Source organism: Maribacter sp. MMG018, from assembly GCF_018100785.1.
Classification (GTDB): domain Bacteria; phylum Bacteroidota; class Bacteroidia; order Flavobacteriales; family Flavobacteriaceae; genus Maribacter.
This window is the reverse complement of sequence record NZ_JAGJEC010000002.1, coordinates 683,352-708,770: the sequence shown is the minus strand read 5'-3', so window position 1 is coordinate 708,770 and position 25,419 is coordinate 683,352. Positions and strand designations below refer to the sequence as shown.

The window sequence follows — 25,419 nt, the reverse complement described above, 5'->3', positions numbered from 1 at the left end:
TTACGAATACACCTAATTAAAGATACTCATTGTCTCTTAATATCATATATTCGTTATATGACATCCTTTTCCTACATTTACACAACAATAATTCCTACAAATAATTTATAATTTTCTATATTTCAACATTTTAACATAATCCCCACTTGATGAAAAAGCTAATTATTGGATTCTCCATTTTATTTTGCGTATGCCAAGTAGGGTATTCTCAAGTAAAAATAGGTAATGATGTAAGTTCTTTGGACACATCCTCTATTCTAGAGTTGGAAAGTACAACAAAAGCACTGATACTTACCCGTATGACCAGTTTGGAAATGGAATCGATATCTCCATTAAATGGGGCACTCGTTTATAATACAGATACACAATGCATCCACTATTATACCGGAAATATGTGGAAAAACTTATGTGATACAGTTCCCAATACCTCAACGATTTCCTTAATAGATAATCTAAATGGCACTTTTTCCTTTATAGATGAGAATGGAATACAAATAACTTTTCATGGTCAGCCAGAAACCCTGACTTCTATAATCGATAATATGGATGGTTCTTTTACCTATACTGATGAAGAGGGAGTTCAAACGACAATTAGTTCCAATGCGCAACTATCAAAATCGGACATCGAAACAATGGGTTTCGTAGATGGTGCCCACACTGTTGATACCGATACACATGCTGATCAAGCCGAAATTGTAGGACTGGGATTCGTGACTGGTGCTCATACCGTTGACACGAACACCCAACTGACAAATGCGGAAGTCGCAACCGCGGCAACTGCGGAAGGTTTTGTTACAGGTGCACACACCGTTGACACCGATACCCATGCCGACCAAACAGAGATAGAGGGACTCGGATTCGTGACTGGAGCACACACTGTTGATACAAACACCCAACTCTCAAATGCGGAAGTCGCAACCGCGGCAACTGCAGAAGGTTTTGTTACTGGAGCACACACTGTTGATACCGATACACATGCCGACCAAACAGAAATAGAGGGACTTGGATTTGTGACTGGAGCACATACCGTTGACACAAACACACAGCTATCAAAATCGGACATCGAAACTATGGGTTTCGTAGATGGTGCTCACACTGTTGATACCGATACACATGCCGACCAAACAGAGATAGAGGGACTGGGATTCGTGACTGGGGCACACACCGTTGACACGAACACCCAACTATCAAATGCGGAAGTCGCAACCGCGGCAACTGCAGAAGGTTTTGTTACTGGAGCACACACTGTTGATACCGATACGCATGCCGACCAGACAGAGATAGAGGGACTCGGATTTGTGACTGGAGCACATACCGTTGACACAAACACACAGCTATCTAAATCGGACATCGAAACCATGGGATTCATAGATGGTGCCCATACCGTTGATACCGATACGCATGCCGACCAGACAGAAATAGAGGGACTCGGATTCGTGACAGGCGCGCACACTATAGATACAAACACCCAACTCTCAAATGCGGAAGTCGCAACCGCGGCAACTGCAGAAGGTTTTGTTACTGGAGCGCACACTATAGATACCGATACACATGCCGACCAAACAGAAATAGAGGGACTTGGGTTTGTGACTGGAGCACATACCGTTGACACAAACACACAGCTATCAAAATCGGACATCGAAACTATGGGGTTCGTGGATGGTGCCCATACCGTTGATACCGATACGCATGCTGATCAAACAGAGATAGAAGGACTCGGATTTGTTACAGGGACACATACCGTTGACACGAACACACAGCTATCAAAAACAAATATAGAAACCATGGGTTTCGTAGATGGTGCCCACACTGTTGATACCGATACGCATGCCGACCAGACAGAGATAGAGGGACTCGGATTTGTGACTGGAGCACATACCGTTGACACAAACACACAGCTATCTAAATCGGACATCGAAACCATGGGATTCATAGATGGTGCCCATACCGTTGATACCGATACGCATGCCGACCAGACAGAAATAGAGGGACTCGGATTCGTGACAGGCGCGCATACCGTTGACACGAACACCCAACTCTCAAATGCGGAAGTCGCAACCGCGGCAACCGCAGAAGGTTTTGTTACTGGAGCACACACTGTTGACACGAACACCCAATTGACAAATGCGGAAGTCGCAACCGCGGCAACCGCAGAAGGTTTTGTTACTGGAGCGCACACTATAGATACAAACACCCAACTATCAAAATCAGATATCGAAACAATGGGTTTCGTAGATGGAACCCACACGGTTGATACCGATACACATGCCGACCAGACAGAGATAGAAGGACTCGGATTCGTTACAGGCGAGCACACCGTTGACACGAACACCCAACTATCAAATGCGGAAGTCGCAACCGCGGCAACTGCAGAAGGTTTTGTTACTGGAGCACACACTGTTGATACCGATACACATGCCGACCAGACAGAGATAGAAGGACTCGGATTCGTTACAGGAGCGCATACGACCGATACAAATACTCAATTGACAAATGCGGAAGTCGCAACCGCGGCAACTGCAGAAGGTTTTGTTACTGGAGCGCACACTATAGATACCGATACCCATGCTGATCAAACAGAAATAGAGGGACTTGGATTTGTGACTGGAGCACATACCGTTGACACAAACACACAGCTATCTAAATCGGACATCGAAACCATGGGATTCGTAGATGGTGCCCACACCGTTGATACCGATACACATGCTGACCAAACAGAGATAGAGGGACTCGGATTCGTGACAGGGGCGCACACCGTTGACACGAACACCCAATTAACAAATGCGGAAGTCGCAACCGCGGCAACCGCTGAAGGTTTTGTTACTGGAGCGCACACTATCGATACAAACACCCAACTCTCTAAATCCGACATAGAAACTATGGGATTCGTAGATGGCGCTCATACTGTTGATACCGATACACATGCCGACCAGACAGAGATAGAGGGACTCGGATTCGTGACTGGAGGGCATACGACCGATACAAACACCCAACTCTCTAAATCCGACATAGAAACAATGGGTTTCGTGGATGGTGCCCACACCGTTGATACCGATACTCATGCCGACCAAACAGAAATAGAGGGACTCGGATTTGTGACAGGAGCGCACACTGTTGATACCAACACCCAATTAACAAATGCGGAAGTCGCAACCGCGGCAACCGCAGAAGGTTTTGTTACTGGTGCCCACACTATAGATACAAACACCCAACTATCAAAATCAGATATCGAAACAATGGGTTTCGTAGATGGAACCCACACGGTTGATACCGATACGCATGCCGATCAAACAGAGATAGAGGGACTCGGATTCGTGACTGGTGCTCATACCGTTGACACGAACACCCAACTATCAAATGCGGAAGTCGCAACCGCGGCAACCGCTGAAGGTTTTGTTACTGGAGCGCACACTGTTGATACCGATACACATGCCGACCAGATAGAGATAGAAGGACTCGGATTCGTTACAGGCGCGCACACCGTTGACACAAACACCCAACTATCAAAATCGGACATCGAAACTATGGGATTCGTAGATGGTGCCCACACTGTTGATACCGATACGCATGCCGACCAAACAGAAATAGAGGGACTCGGATTCGTGACTGGAGGGCATACGACCGATACAAACACCCAACTCTCTAAATCCGACATAGAAACAATGGGTTTCGTAGATGGAGCACACACTATAGATACTGATACACATGCCGACCAGACAGAGATAGAGGGACTCGGATTCGTGACTGGTGCTCATACTGTTGACACGAACACCCAACTGACAAATGCGGAAGTCGCTACCGCGGCAACTGCAGAAGGTTTTGTTACAGGAGCTCATACTGTCAACTATGTGAAAGCCATGGGAAAAATGAATGGTTCCACACAGGTAAATACAATTGGTGTAGCTTCATCTTCAAGTAGTGGAACAGGAAATTACACAGTTACCCTGAGTACAGCCAGACCAACTTCAAACTATATCATACAAACTACTGTTCAAGCGGGAGGGGGGAATTTTGCCACTATAAGGGTTACTGATCAACAAACAGACCAATTCACTGTAGAGATCAAAAAAGTTACCACCGGAGCTTTGGGAGGAGCGCTCCTTACTTCAGCTGTTTGGTACTTTACAATTATGGACACTGGTATATAAGAATTATGAAACTAAAAATTCGATATACATTAATAGTATTGATCTTTTGCTGTGCCGTCATCAACGTAAGCGCACAAAACACGTTACGTAATTTTGGCAACTTAAAAGTTTTTGATGGGGGTCAAATGGGATTTCAAACCAATCTTGTAAATGACGGAATCTACGATGAAAATGAAGGTTTGGTAGGGTTTTACAGTGATAATGAACTTTCTATATCGGGAGCATTGGCACCTACTTTCTCTAATTTTGAAATCTTTATGCAAAACAACCTGGAATTAGAGATTCCTATCAATATTAAAACATCGTTCAACTTTATAAACGGTACTATTATTACCCCCAATACGGATGATTCCATTTATATACAGTTCTTGGAAAATGCCTTTCATGTTGGGGAATCTAATAGTAGTCATGTGGATGGTTTTGTTTCTGCCCTTAACATATCATCCTTTATTTTTCCCACCGGGAATTCCGGTTATCTAAGGCCATTGATTATGGACACTGAAGAAAGCTCAAGCTTAGCGCAATGTAGGTACTTTTTTGAAAATCCCGGCAATCCCAACTCCATCACCGAAACATACAAAACTGATATAACAATCGGTGATGTTAGTGCTGTAAGTAGTTCGGAATTTTGGCAATTAAACAGTAGTGCTACCTGTACCATTACCCTAACATGGGATGATTTGAGCAATTTAAACCAATTGGCCAATTCCATCAATAATATTACGATTGTTGGCTGGAGCAAATCTCAAAAAAGTTGGGTGAACATAGGCACTTCCACTATAACGGGGGATTTAAACCAAGGTCTTGCTGTCTCCAATAGTTTTTTACCAGATGATTTTGATGCCATTACTTTTGGTACGACAACCTCTTCAGAGTTAACTATTAAACTAGGAAATTATTTATTAACCCCCAACAACGACGGAATAAACGATGTGTTGATTTTGGAAGATATCGATCCCCTTCAAAATAACAATTTGACCGTATTTAACAGATATGGTTTAAAAGTCTTTGAAATGGATAATTATAAAGACGATTTTAGAGGAGTTTCTAATACATCTAATTTTGTTATAGCCACAGAAAGAGGCCTTCCCCAAGGAGTTTATTATTATAACGTTCACCTGAAAGATTCAAAAAAAAATTATCAGGGTTTTCTATACTTAGCATGGTAAATCACCCTTAAAAGCCGAAGTATGAGGATTAAAACGTTCTCTAAAAGAGAATAACCCGTCAATTATACAATTTTTACCGATTGCTCTCTAACAAATGCCTATCTTAGGTATCAAAGTGCCCCATAAGAAAATGTAAGTTACACTCTAAATAAGCATTATGCCTTTATTTTTAGATTTACACGAACTTCCTGAAGGCATTACGGCCGCACATGTTGCGGAAATGCACCAAGCCGATTTGGCTGTGGAGCACAAATACCATTGCAGGGGCTTGACCTATTGGTGCGATGAAAAACGAAAAACCGCTTTTTGCTTAATAGAAGCGCCAAACAAAGAGGCTCTTTTAGATTTACATAAGAATTCCCACGGCGCGATCCCAACCCGGATAATCGAAGTCAACGACACCATTGTAGAATCATTTTTAGGCCGCATCGAAGATCCGGAAAAAGCTAAAAATGAAAAGCTCAATATCATTAACGACCCTGCGTTCAGGACACTTATGGTCGTCAAATTAAAACACAATAGCTTAAGGGACCGGGAAATACGTACCTTGAAAGCCGCTCTTAGGGGATATACCACCTCAATTACCACTTTGGTTTCAGAACACAAGGGGCGCTTGGTTCGCAAAGAAGGGAATACCTTTTTAGTGTCCTTTGCCTCGGTTACCGATGCCGTACATTGTGCTTTAGGCATTAAGGCGGTTTACCACCGCGTCATTACACCGGATTTAACGTTTAAGATTGGAATCAGTTCCGGAATTCCCGTTACTGACAAAGACGGCATTTTTGAAGATACCATTAAAACTTCGGATTATCTAAGTGATATTGTCAGGGGGGATTTTTCCATTACTGCGGAAGTCAAGGATCTCTATGAAGGTGAAAACCAAAATAGACCCTTGCCCCAAAAAGAAGAAATTACTGTTTTGAACAGTAAGGATGACGACTTTATGAAGCATTTAATGTCCTATACGGAAAGAATTTGGGCCCATACCACGATAAGTGTCACCAACTTCGAAGAAAACCTTGGCTATAGCAAATCCAAATTATACCGTACCATGATGAATTTGGTCGGTAAATCCCCCAACCAATTTTTAAGGGACTATCGTTTGGATAAAGCCTTGGAATTAATGGAAAAACAAAACAGCAATATTTCTGAAATCGCTTATCAAACAGGTTTTGGCAGTCCTTCCTATTTTTCAAAATGTTTCCAAAAAAAATATGGATTACTTCCCTCAAACTTCAAAAGTCATAAATAACGTGCTGTTTTTTAGTTGATTGCACGTTTTTCATGGTTTGATCTAAAAGTACCATTATTTGGTCTAAACGTAGATTTTCAAAAAACGGTTCTATACTACTTTTAATCCATACTAATTTTAGAACCTATAAAAATGAAAAAGTTTATCATTCTTGTTTATGGCCTTATTGCGTACCTCGTTTTCTTAATATCGTTTCTTTATGCTATAGGATTTGTAAGTGATTTTTTAGTGCCTAAAACCATTAACTCAGATACTGAGAGCACAGGTTTTTCAGCAATTTTAACCAATCTTGTTTTGTTGAGCATCTTTGCGGTTCAACATAGCGTAATGGCCAGACCAGCTTTTAAAGCATGGTGGGTCAAGATTATAGGAAAACCTGCTGAACGAAGTACTTATATTTTATTGACAAGTTTGGCACTTCTATTACTATTTTGGAAATGGCAACCTATTAATACGGTAGTTTGGGAAATTGATAATAGCTTATTGGTATGGATAATTATTGGAGTAGCAGCTCTGGGCTGGCTCATTGTTTTGCTTTCTACATTTATGATCAGTCATTTTGAATTGTTTGGCTTGACACAAATATTCGACAACTTTAAAAATAGAACTTCCCAATCGCCAAAATTTCAAACCAATTTTTTATATAAAATAGTAAGACATCCTTTAATGCTTGGGTTTATCATTGCTTTTTGGGCAACACCATTGATGACCGTGGGCCATTTAACTTTTGCAGTAGTTACTACGGCATACATTTTAATAGCTGTCAAATATTTCGAAGAAAAGGATTTACGCAAAAAACATGGTGAAGACTATGTAGAATACCAAAAAAATGTACCTATGATACTTCCTTTTTCAAAAAGTACAAAATAGAAAGGAGATTCCTTAAGGTATAACCTCCAATAACAATTAAAACCACATTGAAGATGAAAAATTCAGCCAAAAACCTCAATCCCAATATCATAAAGGCCTTTGCTTCCCAATTAAAGGGCAAAGTAATTTCTCCTACAGATGCCATCTACGACGAAACACGAAGCGTTTACAACGGAATGATAGATAAACGTCCAGGTTTGTTTGCCATGTGTGAAAATGCTGAAGATGTTATTGCCTCGGTAAATTTTGGAAGGGAAAACAATCTACTGATTGCCATACGGGGTGGTGGGCACAATGGAGCAGGGTTGGGGCTTTGCAATGATGGTCTGGTTATTGATCTGTCCAGTATAAAATCGGTGGAGGTAAACACTTCCAACAATACCGTAAAAGTTGGTGGGGGAAACATTTGGAACGAAGTCGATGCGGCCACACATAAATTTGGTTTGGCCATACCCTCGGGAATGGTTTCTACGACAGGGGTTGGGGGCTTAACCCTAGGCGGGGGAGTTGGGTATTTAACCCGTAAGCATGGCCTTACCATAGACAATCTATTAGAAGCAGAAATGGTTTTGGCAGATGGCTCTTTTGTCACTGTAAACAAAAATGAGAACACAGATTTGTTCTGGGCCATAAGAGGTGGAGGAGGTAATTTCGGAGTGGTAACGTCCTTTACCTTTCAGGCACACCCCATAAAAACTGTTATTGGGGGTCCAACCCTATGGCCCATTGAAAGGGTGGAAGAAATCATGGATTGGTACCACTCCTTTATCCACAATGCTCCTGAAGATTTAAACGGTTTTATTGCCACTATGGTTATTCCCGAGTCTCCATTTCCAGCAGAGTTACATAATAAAAAGTTCTGTGGCATTGTCTGGTGCTATACAGGGGATCCCGAAGAATTTACAGAGCTTTTTAAACCCGTTCTTGATTTAAACCCTGTTTTTGCCCATGTTGGGGAAATGCCATATCCATCGCTACAAAGTATGTTCGATGGTCTATTGCCTCCGGGATTGCAATGGTATTGGCGGGCCGATTTTTTTAATGAATTAGGTTCCAAGGTCCGTGCTCAACATTTAAAATTTGGCAGCACCATTCCAACACCTTTATCACAAATGCACTTGTATCCACTTAGTGGCGCGGCGAGTAGGCTAGGTAGTACAGATACCCCTTGGGCATACCGCGATGCCAAGTATGCCGGGGTTTATATTGGAGTAGATCCAAACCCAAAAAATGCCGCTACAATTACCAATTGGTGTAAATCATATTATGAGGCATTGCATCCATATTCTGCCGGTGGAGCCTATTCCAATTTTATGATGGAAGAAGGCCAAGATCGTGTTAAAGCCAGTTATAAACATAATTATGATAGATTGGTGAAGATAAAAAACACCTACGACCCAAATAATATATTCAGGGTAAACCAGAATATAAAGCCTTAATATTAGTTGGTAATGCTGTAAGCCATATTACAGCTATCGATAAAGTATATCTAAAAAAGGTGGCATACCGTACTGTGTTGCATATAAAAAAACAGCCCCGTTAAAAACAATGTTTAACGGGGCTACAAACTAGTTGATGAACAATTAAAACATCACAAGACTATTAGTTCTTCTGAGAACCTTTAAATTTATAGGTAAGTCCGAAATTAAGTCCGAACGAAGAATAAGGTACTTTTTGTGATAGTTTTTTTGAAGTGTCTGTGTTGGTATTGGACAGCTCATCCTCATAGTTGGTTTTGCGTACATAACCATCGGGCAGATTATCCAAATTATAATATCCACTTACGGCTACCGTACCATCTGGAAGTACCACATCGGTATTGAATTCCGAAATTTCCGAATCCTTTCTTTTTAAACTGATACCGTAGTACTCGGCCTCTACAAAAAGGCTAAAATTAGAATTTAAGTTAAACTTATAGCCCATGGCGCCAACAAAGCCCAAAGGGAATTTTCCATGGTAATCTTCTTTATAACGCGTTTCGGAGTACGAACCTTGCGGTACACCAAAAGCTTGAGCTTCTTCCTCAGAAAAAACAGATTTTTGGTACACGACCGCTTCGGTTTTTCCTCCCATTTTGATCAAGGCCCCGAAACGACCGTACAGACTATTGGTAAATTTATATACTAAAGAAGCTGAAGCTCCAAATGCACGCGCCCTAGCAACCGCATCTACTTCTGTATTCGGTACATTGACCTTAGATATGTCTTGATCAGTACCTTGTAAATAACCAAAACCTAGATCAACACCGAAAGAATCGTCAAAATAATAAGTACCCCTTATCTGAACATTGGCACCTTCACCATAACTTCCGTACGAGTTTTCAGTTTCGGAAACGCTTATGCGTTCGCCTAATTTCATTGTGGCACTACCAATGGCGTAACCGGTACTAACAGAAACTTCCATCTGTCCATAAGATACTGCACCGATCAAAACAGCCGTACATGCTGTAATTAAATGTTTCATACTAATAATTTAAGTTTTAAATAATTAAAACCCGGATGTATTAAAGCTATGTTTTAGAGAGAGTATGTACACAGAAAGATGTTATCCTTTCTAAATGGCTCAGTGATTCATAGCTTAATCCGAGCCCCGATTAATTTGGGATCGCAAAGATACTTTTAAAAAGAAATTTCTCGCAAATGCATTCTCTTTTTAACATTGGAAAATATTTGCAAAACATAAGTATGAATATTAGACTATAACTATCTTTTAATACATTTATTCCATATAGAGCTGAAATTTATGTATATCAATGTATAGATGAGCAATAGCAACAGATACCAAGTATTGAACACTAGATCCAGATAGTCTATTCTACCTTTTGAAAAACTCAAAATCATCAATACCTGTGCTCCGTAGGGCAATAATCCTTGCGAAATACAGGCAAAAATATCCAGAATAGAAGCCGTATTCTTATTGTCTAAACCATAATCATCATTTATGATCTTGGCAATGGGCCCGGCAATGATGATAGACACGGTATTGTTGGCAATGGCCATATTGGTAGTGCCCACCAAGGTCGCAATGCCCAACTGCGCCGTTTTCTTGCTTTTGATGCGTTTTTTTATGTTGACCAAAATATAATCGATACCGCCATTTCTTTCCACTAAGGCGGCCAAACCTCCTGTTAATAATGACAATAGAAAAATTTCCGTCATGTTGGTAAACCCGGTATAGGCGATTCGGGTCGATTCCATAAACGTAAAATCTCCAGAAAAAATTCCCAAGAATACCGCCGAAACCGACCCCAACAACAAGGTTACAAATACGTTGACACCCGCAATGGAGAGAACAATAACTAAAACATAGGGCAGTATTTTTAATACCGAATAGCTATATGCAACCGTTTCCGTTCCGACAGATGCGAGGTCCCAACCTTGAAAGAGTAAAATGCCCATGGTAAACAGGGCCGCTGGCAATGCAATCTTGATATTCTGTTTAAACTTATCGCTCATCTTGCAACCTAACGATTGGGTCGCGGCAATGGTCGTATCGGAGATCACCGATAAATTGTCTCCGAACATGCTACCACCCAACAAGGCTCCGCACAAAAGGGCCAAATCGGCACTGCTCTCATCGGCAAAGCCGACTACAATAGGGGCCAAGGCCACAATGGCCCCCACCGAGGTACCTGTAGAGACCGATAAAAACCCTGCAATCACAAAGATTCCGACATAGATATACCGGAGGGCGATAAAATCCAATCCCATATTAACGATCGCATCCACACTTCCGGTTTTGCTGGTAATGGCGGCAAAGGCCCCGGCCAGCAGATAGATCAGGCACATGGTCAATATCTTCTCGTCACCACAGCCTTTTAAAAAGGTTCTTATTTTTGTTTCTATAGTTTGTCCAAACATCAAAAACGCCACAACAATCCCCGCTATAACAGCAATAGGAGCGGGCAGGGCATAAAAATCGTTTTGATGGATACCAACACCCAAAAATGTAAAAACAAAGACAAAAAGGGGTATTAACGCCGAAAACTTAGGGATAATCTTGGTTGTAACTGCCATTTCAATAGTTTCATAAAAAAAGGAAATAGCAGCAAATACTAGGACGTATGGGTTAACATTTGTTCCAACGAATTGGCCTATCTATTTAGCACCTTGCTTGTTATTGCAGGTTGCTATCTCCTTTTCTGAGATTCTTGATATTATTTTTAAGCCGGCAAAAGTAAGGTATAAAACCATCTCTCTTTATAAAAAAAAGTTAATTCCGAGTCTTTGTTTCTATTTATTTCATCGATCCGTAAATCTTAACAGTAGAAAAAAAGATCAGTTACCATACCACCTAAAATATTTACTAATAATCACTTATTGTGTTCATCTTATTTACCTTGTTTTTCTTATGGTGTTTTGTACACAAAATCCATACTAAACCCATAACCAGAAGGGCCATCATTAAAAACACAAATATTATCATCGTATCACCGTTCTGGTCAAATTACAAACCCAGCGGAGAAAAGGTAGATACCGCCGTTTGCCAAGAAACCTAGAGCCCTCCAAAGAATAAGAAAAAAGAAATAACAACTTGGAATCTCACCAAATTATAAAGAGTTAATGATTTGTACGACGGAAAACCCTGATTATGGCCTAAAGCAAATCCTTCTCCTCCAAGGTTTCTTGAAGTCGGTGGTGGTTTTCCCAAAACCGGTCCTCGATTTTTTGTGTCACGGACTCAAATTCGGGGTGTTTCCGCAAAGGCTCCATGGCCGGATCCAATTTCATGAACAACAGAATCCAGTACTGAAAATGGTTCTTTGTGGCAAATTCCTTTAATTGCGCTATGGCCAGATCCAATTTTCCCTCATTGGCATACATCACGGCCGTACTGGCCGGTTTGTAGATCGATTGGTCTTGCCTACAATAATCCGCATACGATTCGAACAAGCGTTCGGCCTCTTGATCAAAACCCATTTTTTCGTACACCAGACCAATTTTTATATCCTCCTGAGGATACAAGTACAGGTTTCTCTTTTTTCGTATGTCATCAAAACGTTTGTAATACGTATAGGCGCTATCGTATTCCTTTTTAAAATAATGCAACTTGGCGGTTTCCTGTAAAAGATCCAAACGGGTGGTGTCTTTTTGCAGTTCCTTTTTAATACGGATAAGGGTTTGTTGTAGATCCCTATCCTTGGCGTACAAAATATAGGCCTTTACATAAGGTGCATAGTAATTTTGGGGATTGAACTGCAATGATTTTTCAATATAATTGAACGCTTCATCCGTAAATCCCGATTGGATAAGGGCATTGCTCAAATTCAGATAGATATAACTTTTTCCAACGGAATCATTGGCCCCAATATCCAATTGTACCCCCTTTAAGGCATACTCCAAGTATTTTCCGGTATCGGGTATAAAATTGGAATACAAAAGCGCCAACATTTGCACTACCGGTGAAGAATTGGGATTGTATTCCAAGGCCTTTTGAAGATGGGGCACAGCCAAACGATAATCGCCGGTATGTTGATAGTAAAGGGCTTTGGCCATAAGGCTCTCGGCAAGCTTAGGGTCGTAGAGTAGGGCCTTATCGGCATAATTATTAATTTGTTCCGTGTATTTTTTCTCCTTTTTGAACAGGTCCAAATAATAATAGGCAATGGCCAGATCGGCATAGACCAAGGCAAATTCGGCATCCTCTTCCAGGGCTTTTTCAAATAATGGAATAGCTTCTTGCAATCCTTCTTCCGTTCTCAACAAAAATGGCCCTTGTGCCTTGAGGTAGTAATCATAGGCCACTAGGTTATCGGTAGGTTTTTTGTCTATCTGCTCCAATTCGGATGGAGTCACATTGGCCTCAACGGCATGGGCTATCTTCTTCGCCACTTCGTTTTGTAGGGCAAAGATATCCAACACCTCGTGGGTATATTGCTGTCCCCAAATACGCGAATCGGTAGCGGCATCTATCAACTGTATGTTCAACAGCACCTGATCGCCCACTTTCTGTCCACTTCCCTCCACAATATAATTGACACCCAGATCGGTCGCAATTTCCTGTATGTTCTTGTCGGAGTTCCTGTATTTTTCTACAGAAGTACGGCTGATGACCCTTAAATCCTCAATTTTTTGAAGGTTGCCTAAGGCCGCTTCCATCAAACCGTTTACAAAATATAGGTTGGTGGCGTCGTTGCTTTCATTTTTAAAGGGAAGCACGGCTATAGACTTTTCAATATCGGATTTCTCGGAAGCCTTTGAAGCAGGGGAGAAGGGCTTCCAAATAAAAACCCCTATTAGCAACAACAAAAACACTACCGCCAAGGGCCATTGATAGCGTTTTGGAAAAGGAAGGGTTTCTACTGTGGCTTCGTTGGGAACAATGGGCTTAGTTTCTTCCATCTCCTTCTCAACCTGTTTTCCCGTTTCACCGGGCGGATACCCATAATGTTCCCTAAAACATTTAATAAAATAGGAAGTGCTACCAAAACCCACGCGATAAGAAACCTCCGAAACCGTAAGATCAGAATCCTTTAAAAGCTCCATGGCCTGCTTTAGGCGAACCTGCCGAATAAACTGACTCGCCGAAAGCTGGGTCTGCTTTTTACATTTCCGCAAAAGGTTGGAACGGCTCATGTGCATGGCCCCGGCCAGTTCCGATACCCCAAAGTGCTCATCGCTTAAATGGGCTAGGATCAAGGCTTCGGCCTGCTCGGTAAACGGACTTCCTTTTGACGGGTTCGGCATGGTGTTTTTTTTGGTGGCTGCCCAATGGTTTTAACAAATATAAATGAATACTCCCCAAGATAAAAATAGGGGAGTTGCGTCATAATTTATATGCCTGCACCATAATTTTTATCATCTCCGCAAGGCTTATATAGATTGCCCCATAGGTAATTAGTGCTGCGTCAACGTTCTGGGGACCTTTGGGATATCAAATAAATTATTAAAACTTAAATCATGAAAACATCAAAAAACAATTCTTTAAAACAAATGAGTTATGTATTACTTGTTATGGCCTTGTGCTTAACTGCCTGTGGACAACAAAAGCAGAAGACCAACGACCAAGCCATGGCCAATACCGAAGTAAGTGCACCAGAGATTCCCCTAACACAAGCGGTGGTAACCGGTAACCTCGAAGCCGTTAAACAGCATATCGAAGCCGGCACCGACCTTAACGAAAAAGATGCCCTAAGTGGTGCTACTCCTCTAATGTCGGCGATAACTTTTGATAAGTCCGAGATTGCCGCGGCCCTTATCGATGCCGGTGCCGATCTGGAAGTAAAAAACAACGACGGCTCCACCGCCCTTCACGTAGCCGCATTTTTTGGCAGGGTAGAACTAGTACAATTACTTATAGATGCCAAGGCCGACAAAACGGTAAAGAATAACTATGGGGCCACCGCCCGGGAATCTGTTTCCGGACCTTTTGAGGACATGAAGCCCATTTATGAAATGATGCAACAGCAATTGGGGCCTATTGGATTGGATTTAAACTTGGCAGAGGTTGAAAAGGCTCGTCCCGTTATCGCCATAATGCTACAATAATAAATAACAATTAAAAAAACGACAGTCATGAAAACAGTTCGACGTTACGATATAGACTGGCTACGGGTAATCGCCATAGCCTTGTTATTGATCTACCATATAGCCATCGTTTTTCAGCCCTGGGCCATGTTCGTTGGCTTCGTGCGCAGCGAAAATGCACTTGAGGGATTGTGGATTCCCATGACCATGCTAAATGTATGGCGCATTCCCATTCTATTTTTTGTATCGGGAATGGGACTCTTTTTCGCCATGCGGAAGCGCAACTGGAAACAACTGATCGGAGAACGTAGCCAACGGATCCTTGTGCCTTTCCTGTTCGGTATCGTGGCCATTTCGCCCCTGCACATGTATCTTTTTCAAGCGTTCTACAAACAACCTTTGAGTTACTATCCCCATACGGGCCATCTATGGTTTTTGGGCAATATTTTCGCGTATGTCCTTATTTTTCTACCTGTTTTTCTTGTATTGAAACATCATGGGGCAAGACTTAAAAAACTATTGGAAAAGTTGATGGGTACCGCGGTCGGACCTTTGACCGTCTCCCTTTTCTTTGTGCTGGAGGCGATTTGGGTAAAGCCGCAGATCTACTCTCTCTATGCCGAAACCTGGCACGGTTTCTTTTTAGGGGCTCTGGCCTTCTTTTTTGGATACCTGTTCGTTTATATCGGAAGTGCGTTTTGGAATACCCTGAAAAAATGGAAATGGGCCTATTTGGCCATCGCGACCGCACTCTATGCCCTACGCTATATCGAATATGCTATGGAAGCCCCCGGCTATTTAATGGCCTTGGAATCTATCTGTTGGATATTCGGCATTTTCGGACTCTTCTTCCAATACCTTAACAGGCCCAGCCGACTGTTGGCCTATTTGAGCAAGGCGGCCTACCCGGTATATATCATCCATATGTTCGTGCTGTATTTGGGGGCTTGGTTGCTATTGCCCTTGAATATACATCCGATAGTACAGTTCATTGCCGTTACCGTTTTTACGTTTACGGTCTGCTTTGTCCTCTACGAGTTTTTGATCCGAAGGATTGGGGTTTTACGCCCCTTATTTGGACTACGGATGGAAAAGTCCAAAAAGGCCAACAACTTGCTCGGGAGTCCTGCGGCCAAAGAGGCCATATAATAGACCTATTGAGATCCGGCCCTAAATTAATATTGGGGCCTGATTTTTTGTAAAAGACCATGGGGGAGCATCAAAAATAGGTGTATGGGTTTAAATTAAATCCTCCTAGCTTGCCTATCTTTGTGTTTCTATTGAATAGCACAATGCATAAATTATTCGCTTTTATCTCCCTTTCACTGATATCATTGGCATTTTCCTTGCCCAACAAAGCGCTTCAAGAGGGAGCGTCGGAAAAAATAGCTTCCGATCACTTTCATAATTTATACCAGGTAAGTGATGGCTTATACCGATCGGAGCAACCCTCAAAAAAAGGAATGAGAGAGCTTGAGGCCATGGGCATACAATCGATACTGAACCTCAGGCGCCAAAAAACGGATGAAAAGAAACTAAAGGACAGCGACCTGCATTTAGATCGTATCCCCTTAAAAGCCTCCAAATTGGACGAAGCGGATATTTTTAAGGCCTTGTCCCTTATACAACAGGCAGAGAAACCCGTTCTTGTCCATTGCTGGCATGGTTCCGATAGAACCGGTGCCATCGTTGCGGCCTATAGAATGGTTTTCGATAACTGGGCCAAGGAGCGGGCCATTGCCGAATTTACAGAAGACCGTTTTGGCTACCACCAAGGTAGGTTTCCCAATCTGATTGGTCTACTGGAATCATTGGACGTAGAATTGCTCAAAAAGAAATTGGAAGAAAACAATAGGCCAGACCAGGAATAGTACGTCCAAAAAAAAAAGGACCGGAAAATCTTCCGGCCCTGTTCTATCTACAACTTTCGTAGCCTATAGGCACCAAGGGCGCCAATGACCACGGTAATCAATAAGGTCGGAAGCATCAAATAAACCCAGTCTATATTGCGCTTTCCGGTATAATAAGCCACTTTGTACTTGCTCCAATCGACCGAATCGGCAGGCTTGTTATCAAAAATTTTGGTATAAAAGTCCAAACGTAGCTTTTCGTGATACTTGGTCAGTTCTTTTAAGAATCCCAAATGGCTCACCATATCGGTTCCCGCCAAATTATTAAAGCTTAACTGTGCATGCATCGTGGGGACAAAAAGGGCCACTTTTTCGCTTACCTTGTTGCGGAGCATTACCTTTTCCATCATTTCGGCACTGGTTTCCCTTGCCGTTAAATCGCCCATATGTTGCATACCGTAATACCAAATCCAAGAAAACTCATCCTCGGGAACGGGGTATTTCTTAAACTGCGGATAGGCTTCCAGAAAACCGTCCATCGTAACATTTTTTTCCATATCCCATTTTTCATGATATCCATCGCGCTGTTCTACCATGGCCTCCAAGGCTTCCGGCACTTGGTACTTGTTCAAGACATAGTTGTTCACCACTGCGGGTAGCAAGATCGTAAGCACCACCCAAATGGATATCAAGGCCAGGGCATTGAAGCTGGAACTCTTGAGAAAGGAGACCACCCAAAAACACAAAGTGCTCCAAAACAATAGATATAGCACACTTTGCAGAAATAGGGCCCAAAAATTTTCGTTCATCGGTATTTGCAGAATGGCACTCGCCATAAACATGAGGAGGATTAGAACGGCAAAGACAAACAGCACCCTAACAAAGAGCTTTTTATACAAAAATGCCGCCTTCCCCGAAGTTTGCGCCGCCAAAATACGCCACGTGCCCCATTCCTTTTCCTCTGAATACAAATTAAAGGTCATGGCGATCAACACCAAGGGAAACAGGTAAATGACAACGAAGCCCAAGTCTAGGTTACCCGACATCAACAAGGATGGATTTTCAAAATCGGTGTCGTATTTCTGTCCTTCGAGACCACGGATGGTGACCGCTTGCAAAAGCGGGTTTACATCGCTTTGGCCTATGGAAACGGCATTAATGTTCGAAGGTTTCTTTGCCAAGGTAAAACGGAGGTAATACAAGAGCAGTCCAAGATCGTCATTGTGGTACATGACATTTTTCTTTATGCTTTCTTCCTGAAACTCCTGTGCGGCAATAAGGGTGTTCTCCTGTTTGACCAAGTACTGTTTACCGATCAGGATACTGATCAAGCCTACGGTCAATAATAAAACCAGGCTTACCAGAAATATCTTTGTTCTAAAAAATGATTTAAACAATAAACTATACATCTAGAGTGCTTTTAGGTTAGACGATGATCTTAACAGTCCGACAACGGCCAATACGCTCCATAAAAGCAGGGCCAACAAAGAGGTCAATTCATTTTTGAATACCTGGGCAATACTGAGAAAATCGTATTCGAAGGGCGGAAAATTTTTCCAGTAATCGCTGGAAATAACGTTTGGCCCGGCTTTGCCCTTATTGGGTATAAGCTCCATCTGCAACCGGTTCATCTCCTGTGCCAGTTTGTACCGATAGGTTTCCGCTTGGTCCTTAAAATGAAGAAAGGATCTAAAATCGGTTCCTGAAAAGGCCATGGACAGGTTCTTTATGGCCGTGTAGGGGTTTACAAAGGCCGAATACCGTTCCAACTTGTTTTGTTTGCCGTACACTTCATAAAGTTGGTTTTGGTGCTTGTGGTACACCTCGGTACTCAAAGCCTCGCCCGTAGCCATAACAAATCCGCCATAGTTAAACGGAAGATCCGCCACATCGTCTACATTGTGCGCCAAGAGCACCGAGTCCTTTAAGGCCTTAAAATGGGGGTCGTCCGGATTATGGCTATCGCCTATCTGCACCAGGTCGTGTTCTACGGCCGTTTCCATTTCTATTTTAGACGGGGTGGGGTAGAGGTAGTAGCCCATGGCCTGTAACGATTTGGGAACAATGATTACGAACAGCAACCAAATACCCAAAAGTTTTACCAACGCTCCCTTCGCCGTTTTACTATAGGCCGAAACCAAAATGGTAATAGCGCTGAGGATGGCAAAAAACAAGAGGTAGGAAACCAAAAGCACCAAGTACCTCAACAGACTGTCGGTGTGCAGCCCGTCGTGCGATTCCAGGACCACAAAAAAGAGCAGTACCAGAAAGACGGCCACAAGAAAAACCAAGGACAGGCCAAAAAGTCCCAACCATTTGCCAAAGACAATTTCCATTCGGGTAATGCCCTGACCGATCAATAATTTCAACGTGCCATTTTCCCGCTCTTGGGCAATGGTATGAAAGCCCAAATAGAAAATCAACAGCGGTACGATCACTTTTAGCAACATGGCCAAGCTGACTTCACCAAACCGTAACAACCCCGTAGACATACTGGCTTCGCTAAAGTTAACGGTGTTCTGTTTGTGGGCCTCCAAAAAAATGGCATTGCCCACAAAATTCTCCATACCCAGGTCAAAAACGCTCAGTACATGCTTTAACCTAAAGGCGAAGGAACCATAGTGTGCCATACGATGCGGGTGTTTGTCGGGGTTGTTTTCCCAACTCTCCTGAACCTCATGCTGCATGATATCGCGGGTGTAGTTTTGGTCGTGGTAATTCTCCCATCCGCTGTAAGCGGAAAAAAGCAATAGAAATACCATTAAAACGGACGCTATCAACATCACTTTTGACCTAAAGGCATTTTGCCATAATTGGCGTGCCAATAAAACAATTACGTTTTTCCTCATGGTTAAAATTTATAGGTTGCATTCAATAATACGTTTCTTGGTGCCCCAGGACCCAACCGAGACGGGTTTAGCCCCCCTAGCCAATACGTTTCATCGAGTAAATTGTTGAGCTTTAGGGTTAATTGCATCCCTGTGTTATTTGGTCTGTAATACACCGCCGCATCAAATACGGTATATGAGGGCAATAGCAGCCTGTCGGTGTCGTACGTGGGGTTATACCACGTATACCGCTCATCCATAAACTGGGCACCCAAACCGATTCCGATACCTTTTAGCGTTTCGTTTGTAAAATCATAGCGTCCCCAAATCGTACCATTGTGCTTTGGGGCACCTCCTATGGGTTCGCCAATAAACTCCTCTATGGCATCTTCCACAATTTCAGCATCCGCAAAACCATAGGATAGGGTAAGTTGAAAGTTTGGTGATAGGTAACCGGACACATCCATTTCAAAACCTCTACTTCTTTGCTCGCCCCTGGTGGTGAGGTTGTCCAAATCATAGGTGTCTCCTAGCAGGATATTTTTTTGGGTAATATTGAAAACGGCTAGGTTGGCAAAAATTTTACCGTTCAAAAACTCTCCTTTCGCGCCAAATTCCGTCAAGCTGCTTTCCAATGGGTCAAACCTACTTGGTGATGTGGACCAGAAGAAACCTTCGGCAGATGGTGATAATGAAACCGTATTGGTGTGGGGCTGAAAGCCTTCTAAATACGTGGCATATGCACTAACGGTATTTGTTATTTCATAGGTTACACCGAATCGAGGTACAATGGCCTCGTTTTTAAACTCCTGTTCATCGCCTTCATAATCAAAAATATCGGTGAAACGCTCATATCGTAAGTTCACCAAAGCAGAAAATTTACCTACTTTAAACTGGTTTTGAATATAGAACCCATTAGAAGTATTCAGGTTGGCAGGAATACTTAATTCCGCCAGGTCATAGGCATTTGTATTTCTTGCACCGTTGAAAGGGTCATCCAAATTAAAATGGGGTACTGCGGGCACTGGCATAGTAACACCGTCTACCACCATTTGCTGAAAATTATCAGGATTACCAGGGTCATAATTGGCCTGACCCCCGTCTACCGTTAGGTACCTTCTGGCACGTAGGAAGCCGGCCCCAATTTTTCTTTCCCAACGCGTGGCATCATAGCCGACCAATATTTTATTGGTAATCTTTTCCGTTTTGATGTCGTATGTAAAGTACGTACTAAAGTTATCGGTTTCCCAAAATTGTTGTCTTTCATCATATCGCATTCTGGCCAAAGTAGGAATCACATTTCCATCAATATCCACGGCCGTACCATCCACTCTATGTTCAGCTAAATCCTCATCCCAGGTTTGTTTCATGTACTGTGCATTAAAACCTAAATTATCGGATAGCTTTTTACTAAAGTTGGCCATAAAAATGAGCTCTTTGTTTTTGTAATGATCGCTTGAAGCCCCAACATTCATTGTAATTGGCGTACTATCAATATTATATTCCCCATTAATAGCGCCAAAAATGGGCTGCCCTCTATCCAAGTTTCCTTCGGCATCGCTGTATATCATTTCCACATTAAGGGAAGTGGTTTCATTGGGGATATAGCTTAGGGAAGGCGAAAATAAAATGGCATTGTTGTTTACCACGTCCCTAAACGAATCCGCCTCTTGTACAGCGGCATTAAAACGATATAGAAGGGTTTTGGATTCGTTCAACGGTCCCGTAAAATCGGCCGTAGCCCTTATGGTTGCAAAACTACCCGTGGTCAAGGATACTTCACTGCGCTTTTCCGCCAATGGTTTTTTAGTAACCATGTTCACGGTACCTCCGGGATCTGCACTGGAAAAAGTAACCGATGAGGGGCCTTTTATGACCTCAACACGTTCTAGGTGCGAGGTAATGGGTTGTAGAAAGTAATATTGACGGGTACGCATTCCATTTAACACTTGTCCGTCATCCGCCTGTGTAATTCCACGAATATTATAGTGGTTGTACAAGCCCGTAACCGAAACATTACTTACCGTTTTAACCGCATCCGGTACTTGAAAGGCAAGGCGGTCCGCAATTAACTCCTTGGTTACCGAAGTAATGGCCTGAGGCAATTCTTTATTGGCAATGGCCACTTTTGTTGCCGAAAACGAATAATCACTGTTGTAGTCCGTTCGGGCCCTGCCGATCACTTCGACCGATTGCAATTGCTCTACATTCTCTTGTAGGGTGATCGTGCCCAAATCGTAATCGGTAACTTGGTCGAACGATTTTTGAAAACGAAGCGTTTTTAGGCCAATGTAACTTACCGTAACTCGATAGTTGCCCGTTAGGGGAGTCTCGAAACTAAAATTGCCGTCCATATCGGTAACGGTACCTCCTTTGTTGCTGGAGCTGATATTCGAAAAAGAAACGGTGGCCCCAAAAACGGGTGCTCCGCCCGTATCGGTCACCCTACCATTAACCGTTATTTGGGCAAGTGTTACGTTGCTGACCAATAAGGCCAGTATAATTTTTATATAGTTGTTCATCTGTTCTAAATGGTTTCGAGATATAGTTGATTTAATTCGTTTGCATCGATTTCACTGGCCTTTAATTGCTGGGCCAGGACTCCTTCTTTCATAATTCCGATCGTGGTGCCCAGTTCTACCGCATTGAAGATATCGTGGGTGGCCATAAAAATGACTTTGCCCATTTCGGCAAGTTCCTTACAGATTTCTGTAAATTCCGCAGTGGCCTTGGGATCAAGACCAGAGGTAGGCTCATCCATAAAAATGACCTCCGCATTCTTGGCGAGGGCAACGGCTATCCCCACTTTCTGGCGCATTCCCTTCGAGTAGGAAGACAGCCTTTTGTGCTGTGCATCCTCTTGCAATCCCGTTTTGGACAAAAAGGCTTCCAATTCACCGGTGCTATAGCGAAAACCGGCCAAACGGCTAAAGAAATCAAGGTTTTCAACACCGCTCAGGTTGCCATAGAGCTGTACCGTTTCGGGGATATAGGCCGTGAGTTGATTGGTATCGTCCTTGCCCACTTCCTTATCGGCCACAAAGGCCTTTCCGCCATCTTTTTGTATAAAACCCAAAAAGATATTGATGGTCGTGGTCTTTCCTGCGCCATTTTGACCTAATAAACAGAATATTTCTCCTTTGGAAACTTCGAAGGAAACATCCTTTAACGCAACTTTTCCATTATAAGACTTGGTTATGTTCAATGCTTTTAACATAAGTGTTCTATGAATTAAAATTGATTATGATTTTTTTATATGCAGGCTTCCTATCGCAAGCGATATGGCAAACAAGGGTATTTTGCTGTTGGGAAACTACCTTGCAATAGGGGCGGGGCCTACTGTTTTATAAGACCTTGAAAAATACCGCTCGGCTTTGGTGTACAAAGAATGTAGGGCACAAAGCGCATACGGCAGGTTATAGGGCATAGGTATCCCTATAGCTCATTACGGTTCTATAAAACAGAAAGGATCAGGATTGTGGCGGGGGCCGGGTAAATCGATTGTCGGTTAAAAACCTGTTCTTAAAAACAAAGTCTAGAGTGTTGGTCGCTGTTTTTTGTTCAAAATCATAGAAATCCGTTTGTGGTAAAACGAGTGGCTTGGTTTCTATGACAGGAGTAAAATTAACCGCTGTAGTGATATGACACACCTCACAATGCTGAGTATCTGTATCATCTATTTGATGTAAAAACGCATGCAAGCCCGCCACCTTGAAAAAAAGCATCAAGGTTATATAAAATAAGGCAATAAAATGCTTACCGTTTTTCATAGTCAGCGGTAAAAATAAATAATAATATAAATTATGATGGATAAATAAGAAAAAACATACAAACTTTAAAGAAACATAAACTATGTGCCATATCAATTGCTAGTATAAAGTATAAAACAAATAGAACTACTTTGGTTCACTACGGCAAGTTATTTCAAGCTTATGCACACCGATACCCCTGTAAATTTGGTACCTTTGTAGTCTTGACGGACCATTGAAAACAACGTTGTAACATAACGGTACGATTGCAACGGTCCAATGATATGAAAAGTGAGCACAATGATGAAAAATGGGAACGTACGAAGAAAGATCGTGGTCAAGAATTTCAGTGTTTACCCTATGTGTTTATCACTTACCTGCCTTTTGGTCTTGAGCTGTGCTACGACCCGCCCGAAGGCGGCAGAACCGATTCCGGTGGAGATGACGGAAATTTCGGCACCTACACAACAAAATTCCACCAAGCAAGTGTTACAGGACCTTGGGTTTCACGTACATGAATACATTAGCATTAAAACACCCGCGACACCATCGATACCGGACTCATTACTACAAACGAACAACATTACCGAAAATTTAAAGGAAGCTGCATGGCAGGCCTTTTTGGCTAGTGCCAGCCCTGTAGCACAAAAAATAGTTGAAAATTACCTGGCCAGTCCGAACAAGGAACCCGGAGGGCATTGCCTTGCGGTAAGCAAGGGGCGCTTTGAGAAGGCCTACAAACAAGTTTATGGTCATTCGCCCTATCAAGACCTACCGGAACGTATGGCCTCAAAATTACATAGTACCAAACAGGTATTCGACCTACTTTATGCTTCGGCCTCGGATACCGATAGGGATTGGAAAAGCCTTCCCGAAACCTATCGGGGCAAGGGCAACGCCGGCGCCATTGCCTACGCAGGTATGGGTACCTTGATAGATTCCACCGGTATCTGGGGCGGACAGTTAAAACCCGGGGCACTCATGCAGGTATGGCGGTATAAAGAAGATTATGAGCAGGTAGTAAAAGGCACCGATGTAAAAAAATTAGATCCGTACGGCCATTCTTTTATCTTTATCGACTATGTACGGGATACCAACAATAATGCTATTGTGGGACTAAAAATAGCCGACCAAGGTTTTCAAAGCTACAGACCTTTAATACCAAGGGATTACGATGTATGGTGGGCCGTAAACCTTAGTATATAGATGTTATACAAGTGATGAAATTAAAAATTAACATTTTTGATGTAATTTACTGCCAATAAAAACGTTACGCTCATAGCACCCAAATCATAAAAAACACCTGTACATATGTTCTTCTTTTCTTTGCTACTCGCATTCGGACTTACCAAGGAGGCACCTCCCATAACAGAGGACGGTACTATCTATACACCCGTGGGCAAAACAACCTGGTCCGACCATGATGCAAAGGGTTTTACAAAGCGCAATAAAATAACTTCGGATAGTATTACCACTTCCTATACCAATACCAAAATATATACCGGACAACTTCGTTTGCGTTTGAAAGAAGGGTTCCGGTCGGGTACTGTTTCCCTGGAGACGATAAAAACGGCCTTTACCGACCAATTGGTGGATAAGATCATTCCCCACTGGTACGGGACTCCTTGGAGTTTTGGCGGCCATACGGCGGTACCCAAGCAAGGGAAGATCGCCTGTGGGTATTTTATATCGACCACCTTGCGCGATATGGGCCTAAACCTCAACCGGTATAAACTGGCCCAAAAATCGCCCATAGACGAAGCCAAAATGATCAGTTGTGGTTCGGCCATCGACAAGGTCGTACAGGAAACCCCGGAAGAAGCCCATGAAGAGATCGATCGCCTGACCCAAGAGGGACTCTACTTTATAGGTTTTGATGAGGGCCATGTAGGCTACCTCTTAAAACAGGAAGGGGAGTTGTTCCTGATCCATTCCAATTATTTGGCCCCGGTATCGGTCTGTATGGAGCCCCTTAAAGAATCGCGGGTATTTAAAAAATTCGATACGTTTTACTTGGTTGCCATTTCGCATAACGAAGGCCTTTTGCAACGTTGGCTGAACGATGAGACGGTACTGTAGCCTAGCCA

Annotated in this window: 18 protein-coding genes and 1 riboswitch; of the genes, 10 read left to right on the top strand and 8 right to left on the bottom strand. The window is 42.6% G+C overall.

Features of this window, described 5'->3' with window-relative positions:
- Positions 1–149: 149 nt before the first annotated feature.
- From J8L85_RS11350 to J8L85_RS11330, 5 genes are all read left to right on the top strand, one after another.
- Complete coding sequence (locus J8L85_RS11350) at positions 150–4,148, top strand: hypothetical protein (RefSeq protein WP_211017326.1); 3,999 nt, start codon at positions 150–152, stop codon at positions 4,146–4,148.
- Positions 4,149–4,153: 5 nt separating this feature from the next.
- A complete protein-coding gene (locus J8L85_RS11345) occupies positions 4,154–5,317 on the top strand; it encodes a gliding motility-associated C-terminal domain-containing protein (RefSeq protein ID WP_211017324.1) in 1,164 nt (387 codons plus the stop codon).
- Positions 5,318–5,474: 157 nt separating this feature from the next.
- Entirely contained in the window at positions 5,475–6,569 is a 1,095-nt protein-coding gene (locus J8L85_RS11340; RefSeq protein ID WP_211017322.1) for a nickel-binding protein, read from the top strand.
- A gap of 132 nt (positions 6,570–6,701) precedes the next feature.
- Positions 6,702–7,439 carry a methanethiol S-methyltransferase gene (mddA, locus tag J8L85_RS11335; protein WP_211017320.1) on the top strand — a complete coding sequence of 246 codons (738 nt, stop codon included), beginning with the start codon at positions 6,702–6,704 and terminating at the stop codon, positions 7,437–7,439.
- Positions 7,440–7,492: 53 nt separating this feature from the next.
- A complete protein-coding gene (locus J8L85_RS11330; RefSeq protein WP_211017318.1) occupies positions 7,493–8,878 on the top strand; it encodes an FAD-binding oxidoreductase in 1,386 nt (461 codons plus the stop codon).
- A gap of 163 nt (positions 8,879–9,041) precedes the next feature.
- Here the strand turns inward: J8L85_RS11330 and J8L85_RS11325 are convergent, their stop codons facing one another.
- The 3 genes from J8L85_RS11325 to J8L85_RS11315 all read right to left on the bottom strand — a co-directional run bounded on the left by J8L85_RS11325 (position 9,042) and on the right by J8L85_RS11315 (position 14,125).
- A complete protein-coding gene (locus tag J8L85_RS11325) occupies positions 9,042–9,902 on the bottom strand; it encodes an outer membrane beta-barrel protein (RefSeq protein ID WP_211017316.1) in 861 nt (286 codons plus the stop codon).
- 239 nt (positions 9,903–10,141) lie between these two features.
- Positions 10,142–11,455, bottom strand: a complete 1,314-nt coding sequence (locus J8L85_RS11320; protein ID WP_211017314.1) for a Na+/H+ antiporter NhaC family protein — start codon at positions 11,453–11,455, stop codon at positions 10,142–10,144.
- A gap of 48 nt (positions 11,456–11,503) precedes the next feature.
- A riboswitch (SAM-I-IV-variant riboswitch) is annotated at positions 11,504–11,601 on the bottom strand.
- A gap of 433 nt (positions 11,602–12,034) precedes the next feature.
- On the bottom strand, positions 12,035–14,125 hold the full coding sequence (locus J8L85_RS11315; RefSeq protein ID WP_211017312.1) for a helix-turn-helix domain-containing protein: 2,091 nt from the start codon (positions 14,123–14,125) through the stop codon (positions 12,035–12,037).
- 213 nt (positions 14,126–14,338) lie between these two features.
- Here J8L85_RS11315 and J8L85_RS11310 point away from each other — a divergent pair, with 213 nt between their 5' ends.
- From J8L85_RS11310 to J8L85_RS11300, 3 genes are all read left to right on the top strand, one after another.
- Positions 14,339–14,926: an ankyrin repeat domain-containing protein gene (locus J8L85_RS11310; RefSeq protein WP_211017310.1), complete on the top strand. Its 588-nt coding sequence runs from the start codon at positions 14,339–14,341 to the stop codon at positions 14,924–14,926.
- A 27-nt stretch (positions 14,927–14,953) separates the two neighbouring features.
- On the top strand, positions 14,954–16,054 hold the full coding sequence (locus tag J8L85_RS11305; protein WP_211017308.1) for an acyltransferase family protein: 1,101 nt from the start codon (positions 14,954–14,956) through the stop codon (positions 16,052–16,054).
- A 143-nt stretch (positions 16,055–16,197) separates the two neighbouring features.
- Entirely contained in the window at positions 16,198–16,776 is a 579-nt protein-coding gene (locus J8L85_RS11300; RefSeq protein WP_211017305.1) for a dual specificity protein phosphatase family protein, read from the top strand.
- Between the two features lie 47 nt (positions 16,777–16,823).
- Here J8L85_RS11300 and J8L85_RS11295 read toward each other — a convergent pair whose 3' ends face one another.
- The 5 genes from J8L85_RS11295 to J8L85_RS11275 all read right to left on the bottom strand — a co-directional run bounded on the left by J8L85_RS11295 (position 16,824) and on the right by J8L85_RS11275 (position 23,353).
- Positions 16,824–18,164 carry a DUF3526 domain-containing protein gene (locus J8L85_RS11295; RefSeq protein ID WP_211017303.1) on the bottom strand — a complete coding sequence of 447 codons (1,341 nt, stop codon included), beginning with the start codon at positions 18,162–18,164 and terminating at the stop codon, positions 16,824–16,826.
- On the bottom strand, positions 18,165–19,604 hold the full coding sequence (locus J8L85_RS11290; RefSeq protein WP_211017300.1) for a DUF3526 domain-containing protein: 1,440 nt from the start codon (positions 19,602–19,604) through the stop codon (positions 18,165–18,167).
- Between the two features lie 2 nt (positions 19,605–19,606).
- The gene (locus J8L85_RS11285; protein ID WP_211017298.1) at positions 19,607–22,105 is read right to left on the bottom strand and encodes a TonB-dependent receptor; all 2,499 of its coding nucleotides are present in this window, start codon (positions 22,103–22,105) and stop codon (positions 19,607–19,609) included.
- 5 nt (positions 22,106–22,110) lie between these two features.
- Positions 22,111–22,800 carry an ABC transporter ATP-binding protein gene (locus J8L85_RS11280; RefSeq protein WP_211017296.1) on the bottom strand — a complete coding sequence of 230 codons (690 nt, stop codon included), beginning with the start codon at positions 22,798–22,800 and terminating at the stop codon, positions 22,111–22,113.
- 253 nt (positions 22,801–23,053) lie between these two features.
- The gene (locus J8L85_RS11275) at positions 23,054–23,353 is read right to left on the bottom strand and encodes a hypothetical protein (protein ID WP_211017294.1); all 300 of its coding nucleotides are present in this window, start codon (positions 23,351–23,353) and stop codon (positions 23,054–23,056) included.
- A gap of 279 nt (positions 23,354–23,632) precedes the next feature.
- On the opposite strand from J8L85_RS11275, the gene J8L85_RS11270 reads away from it, so the two are divergent.
- Together J8L85_RS11270 and J8L85_RS11265 are read left to right on the top strand one after the other, a co-directional pair.
- The gene (locus J8L85_RS11270) at positions 23,633–24,538 is read left to right on the top strand and encodes a hypothetical protein (protein ID WP_211017292.1); all 906 of its coding nucleotides are present in this window, start codon (positions 23,633–23,635) and stop codon (positions 24,536–24,538) included.
- Between the two features lie 105 nt (positions 24,539–24,643).
- Positions 24,644–25,411, top strand: a complete 768-nt coding sequence (locus tag J8L85_RS11265) for a hypothetical protein (RefSeq protein WP_211017290.1) — start codon at positions 24,644–24,646, stop codon at positions 25,409–25,411.
- Positions 25,412–25,419: the final 8 nt, after the last annotated feature.

Bases quoted from the DNA above. Each gene is read 5' to 3' on its own strand.
- J8L85_RS11350 (WP_211017326.1), top strand. From the start codon at position 150: ATGAAAAAGCTAATTATTGGATTCTCCATTTTATTTTGCGTATGCCAA.
- J8L85_RS11270 (WP_211017292.1), top strand. From the start codon at position 23,633: ATGATGAAAAATGGGAACGTACGAAGAAAGATCGTGGTCAAGAATTTC.
- J8L85_RS11320 (WP_211017314.1), bottom strand. From the start codon at position 11,455: ATGGCAGTTACAACCAAGATTATCCCTAAGTTTTCGGCGTTAATACCC.
- J8L85_RS11315 (WP_211017312.1), bottom strand. From the start codon at position 14,125: ATGCCGAACCCGTCAAAAGGAAGTCCGTTTACCGAGCAGGCCGAAGCC.
- J8L85_RS11330 (WP_211017318.1), top strand. From the start codon at position 7,493: ATGAAAAATTCAGCCAAAAACCTCAATCCCAATATCATAAAGGCCTTT.
- J8L85_RS11295 (WP_211017303.1), bottom strand. From the start codon at position 18,164: ATGTATAGTTTATTGTTTAAATCATTTTTTAGAACAAAGATATTTCTG.
- J8L85_RS11345 (WP_211017324.1), top strand. From the start codon at position 4,154: ATGAAACTAAAAATTCGATATACATTAATAGTATTGATCTTTTGCTGT.
- J8L85_RS11265 (WP_211017290.1), top strand. From the start codon at position 24,644: ATGTTCTTCTTTTCTTTGCTACTCGCATTCGGACTTACCAAGGAGGCA.
- J8L85_RS11310 (WP_211017310.1), top strand. From the start codon at position 14,339: ATGAAAACATCAAAAAACAATTCTTTAAAACAAATGAGTTATGTATTA.
- J8L85_RS11275 (WP_211017294.1), bottom strand. From the start codon at position 23,353: ATGAAAAACGGTAAGCATTTTATTGCCTTATTTTATATAACCTTGATG.
- J8L85_RS11285 (WP_211017298.1), bottom strand. From the start codon at position 22,105: ATGAACAACTATATAAAAATTATACTGGCCTTATTGGTCAGCAACGTA.
- J8L85_RS11325 (WP_211017316.1), bottom strand. From the start codon at position 9,902: ATGAAACATTTAATTACAGCATGTACGGCTGTTTTGATCGGTGCAGTA.
- J8L85_RS11290 (WP_211017300.1), bottom strand. From the start codon at position 19,604: ATGAGGAAAAACGTAATTGTTTTATTGGCACGCCAATTATGGCAAAAT.
- mddA (WP_211017320.1), top strand. From the start codon at position 6,702: ATGAAAAAGTTTATCATTCTTGTTTATGGCCTTATTGCGTACCTCGTT.
- J8L85_RS11340 (WP_211017322.1), top strand. From the start codon at position 5,475: ATGCCTTTATTTTTAGATTTACACGAACTTCCTGAAGGCATTACGGCC.
- J8L85_RS11305 (WP_211017308.1), top strand. From the start codon at position 14,954: ATGAAAACAGTTCGACGTTACGATATAGACTGGCTACGGGTAATCGCC.
- J8L85_RS11280 (WP_211017296.1), bottom strand. From the start codon at position 22,800: ATGTTAAAAGCATTGAACATAACCAAGTCTTATAATGGAAAAGTTGCG.
- J8L85_RS11300 (WP_211017305.1), top strand. From the start codon at position 16,198: ATGCATAAATTATTCGCTTTTATCTCCCTTTCACTGATATCATTGGCA.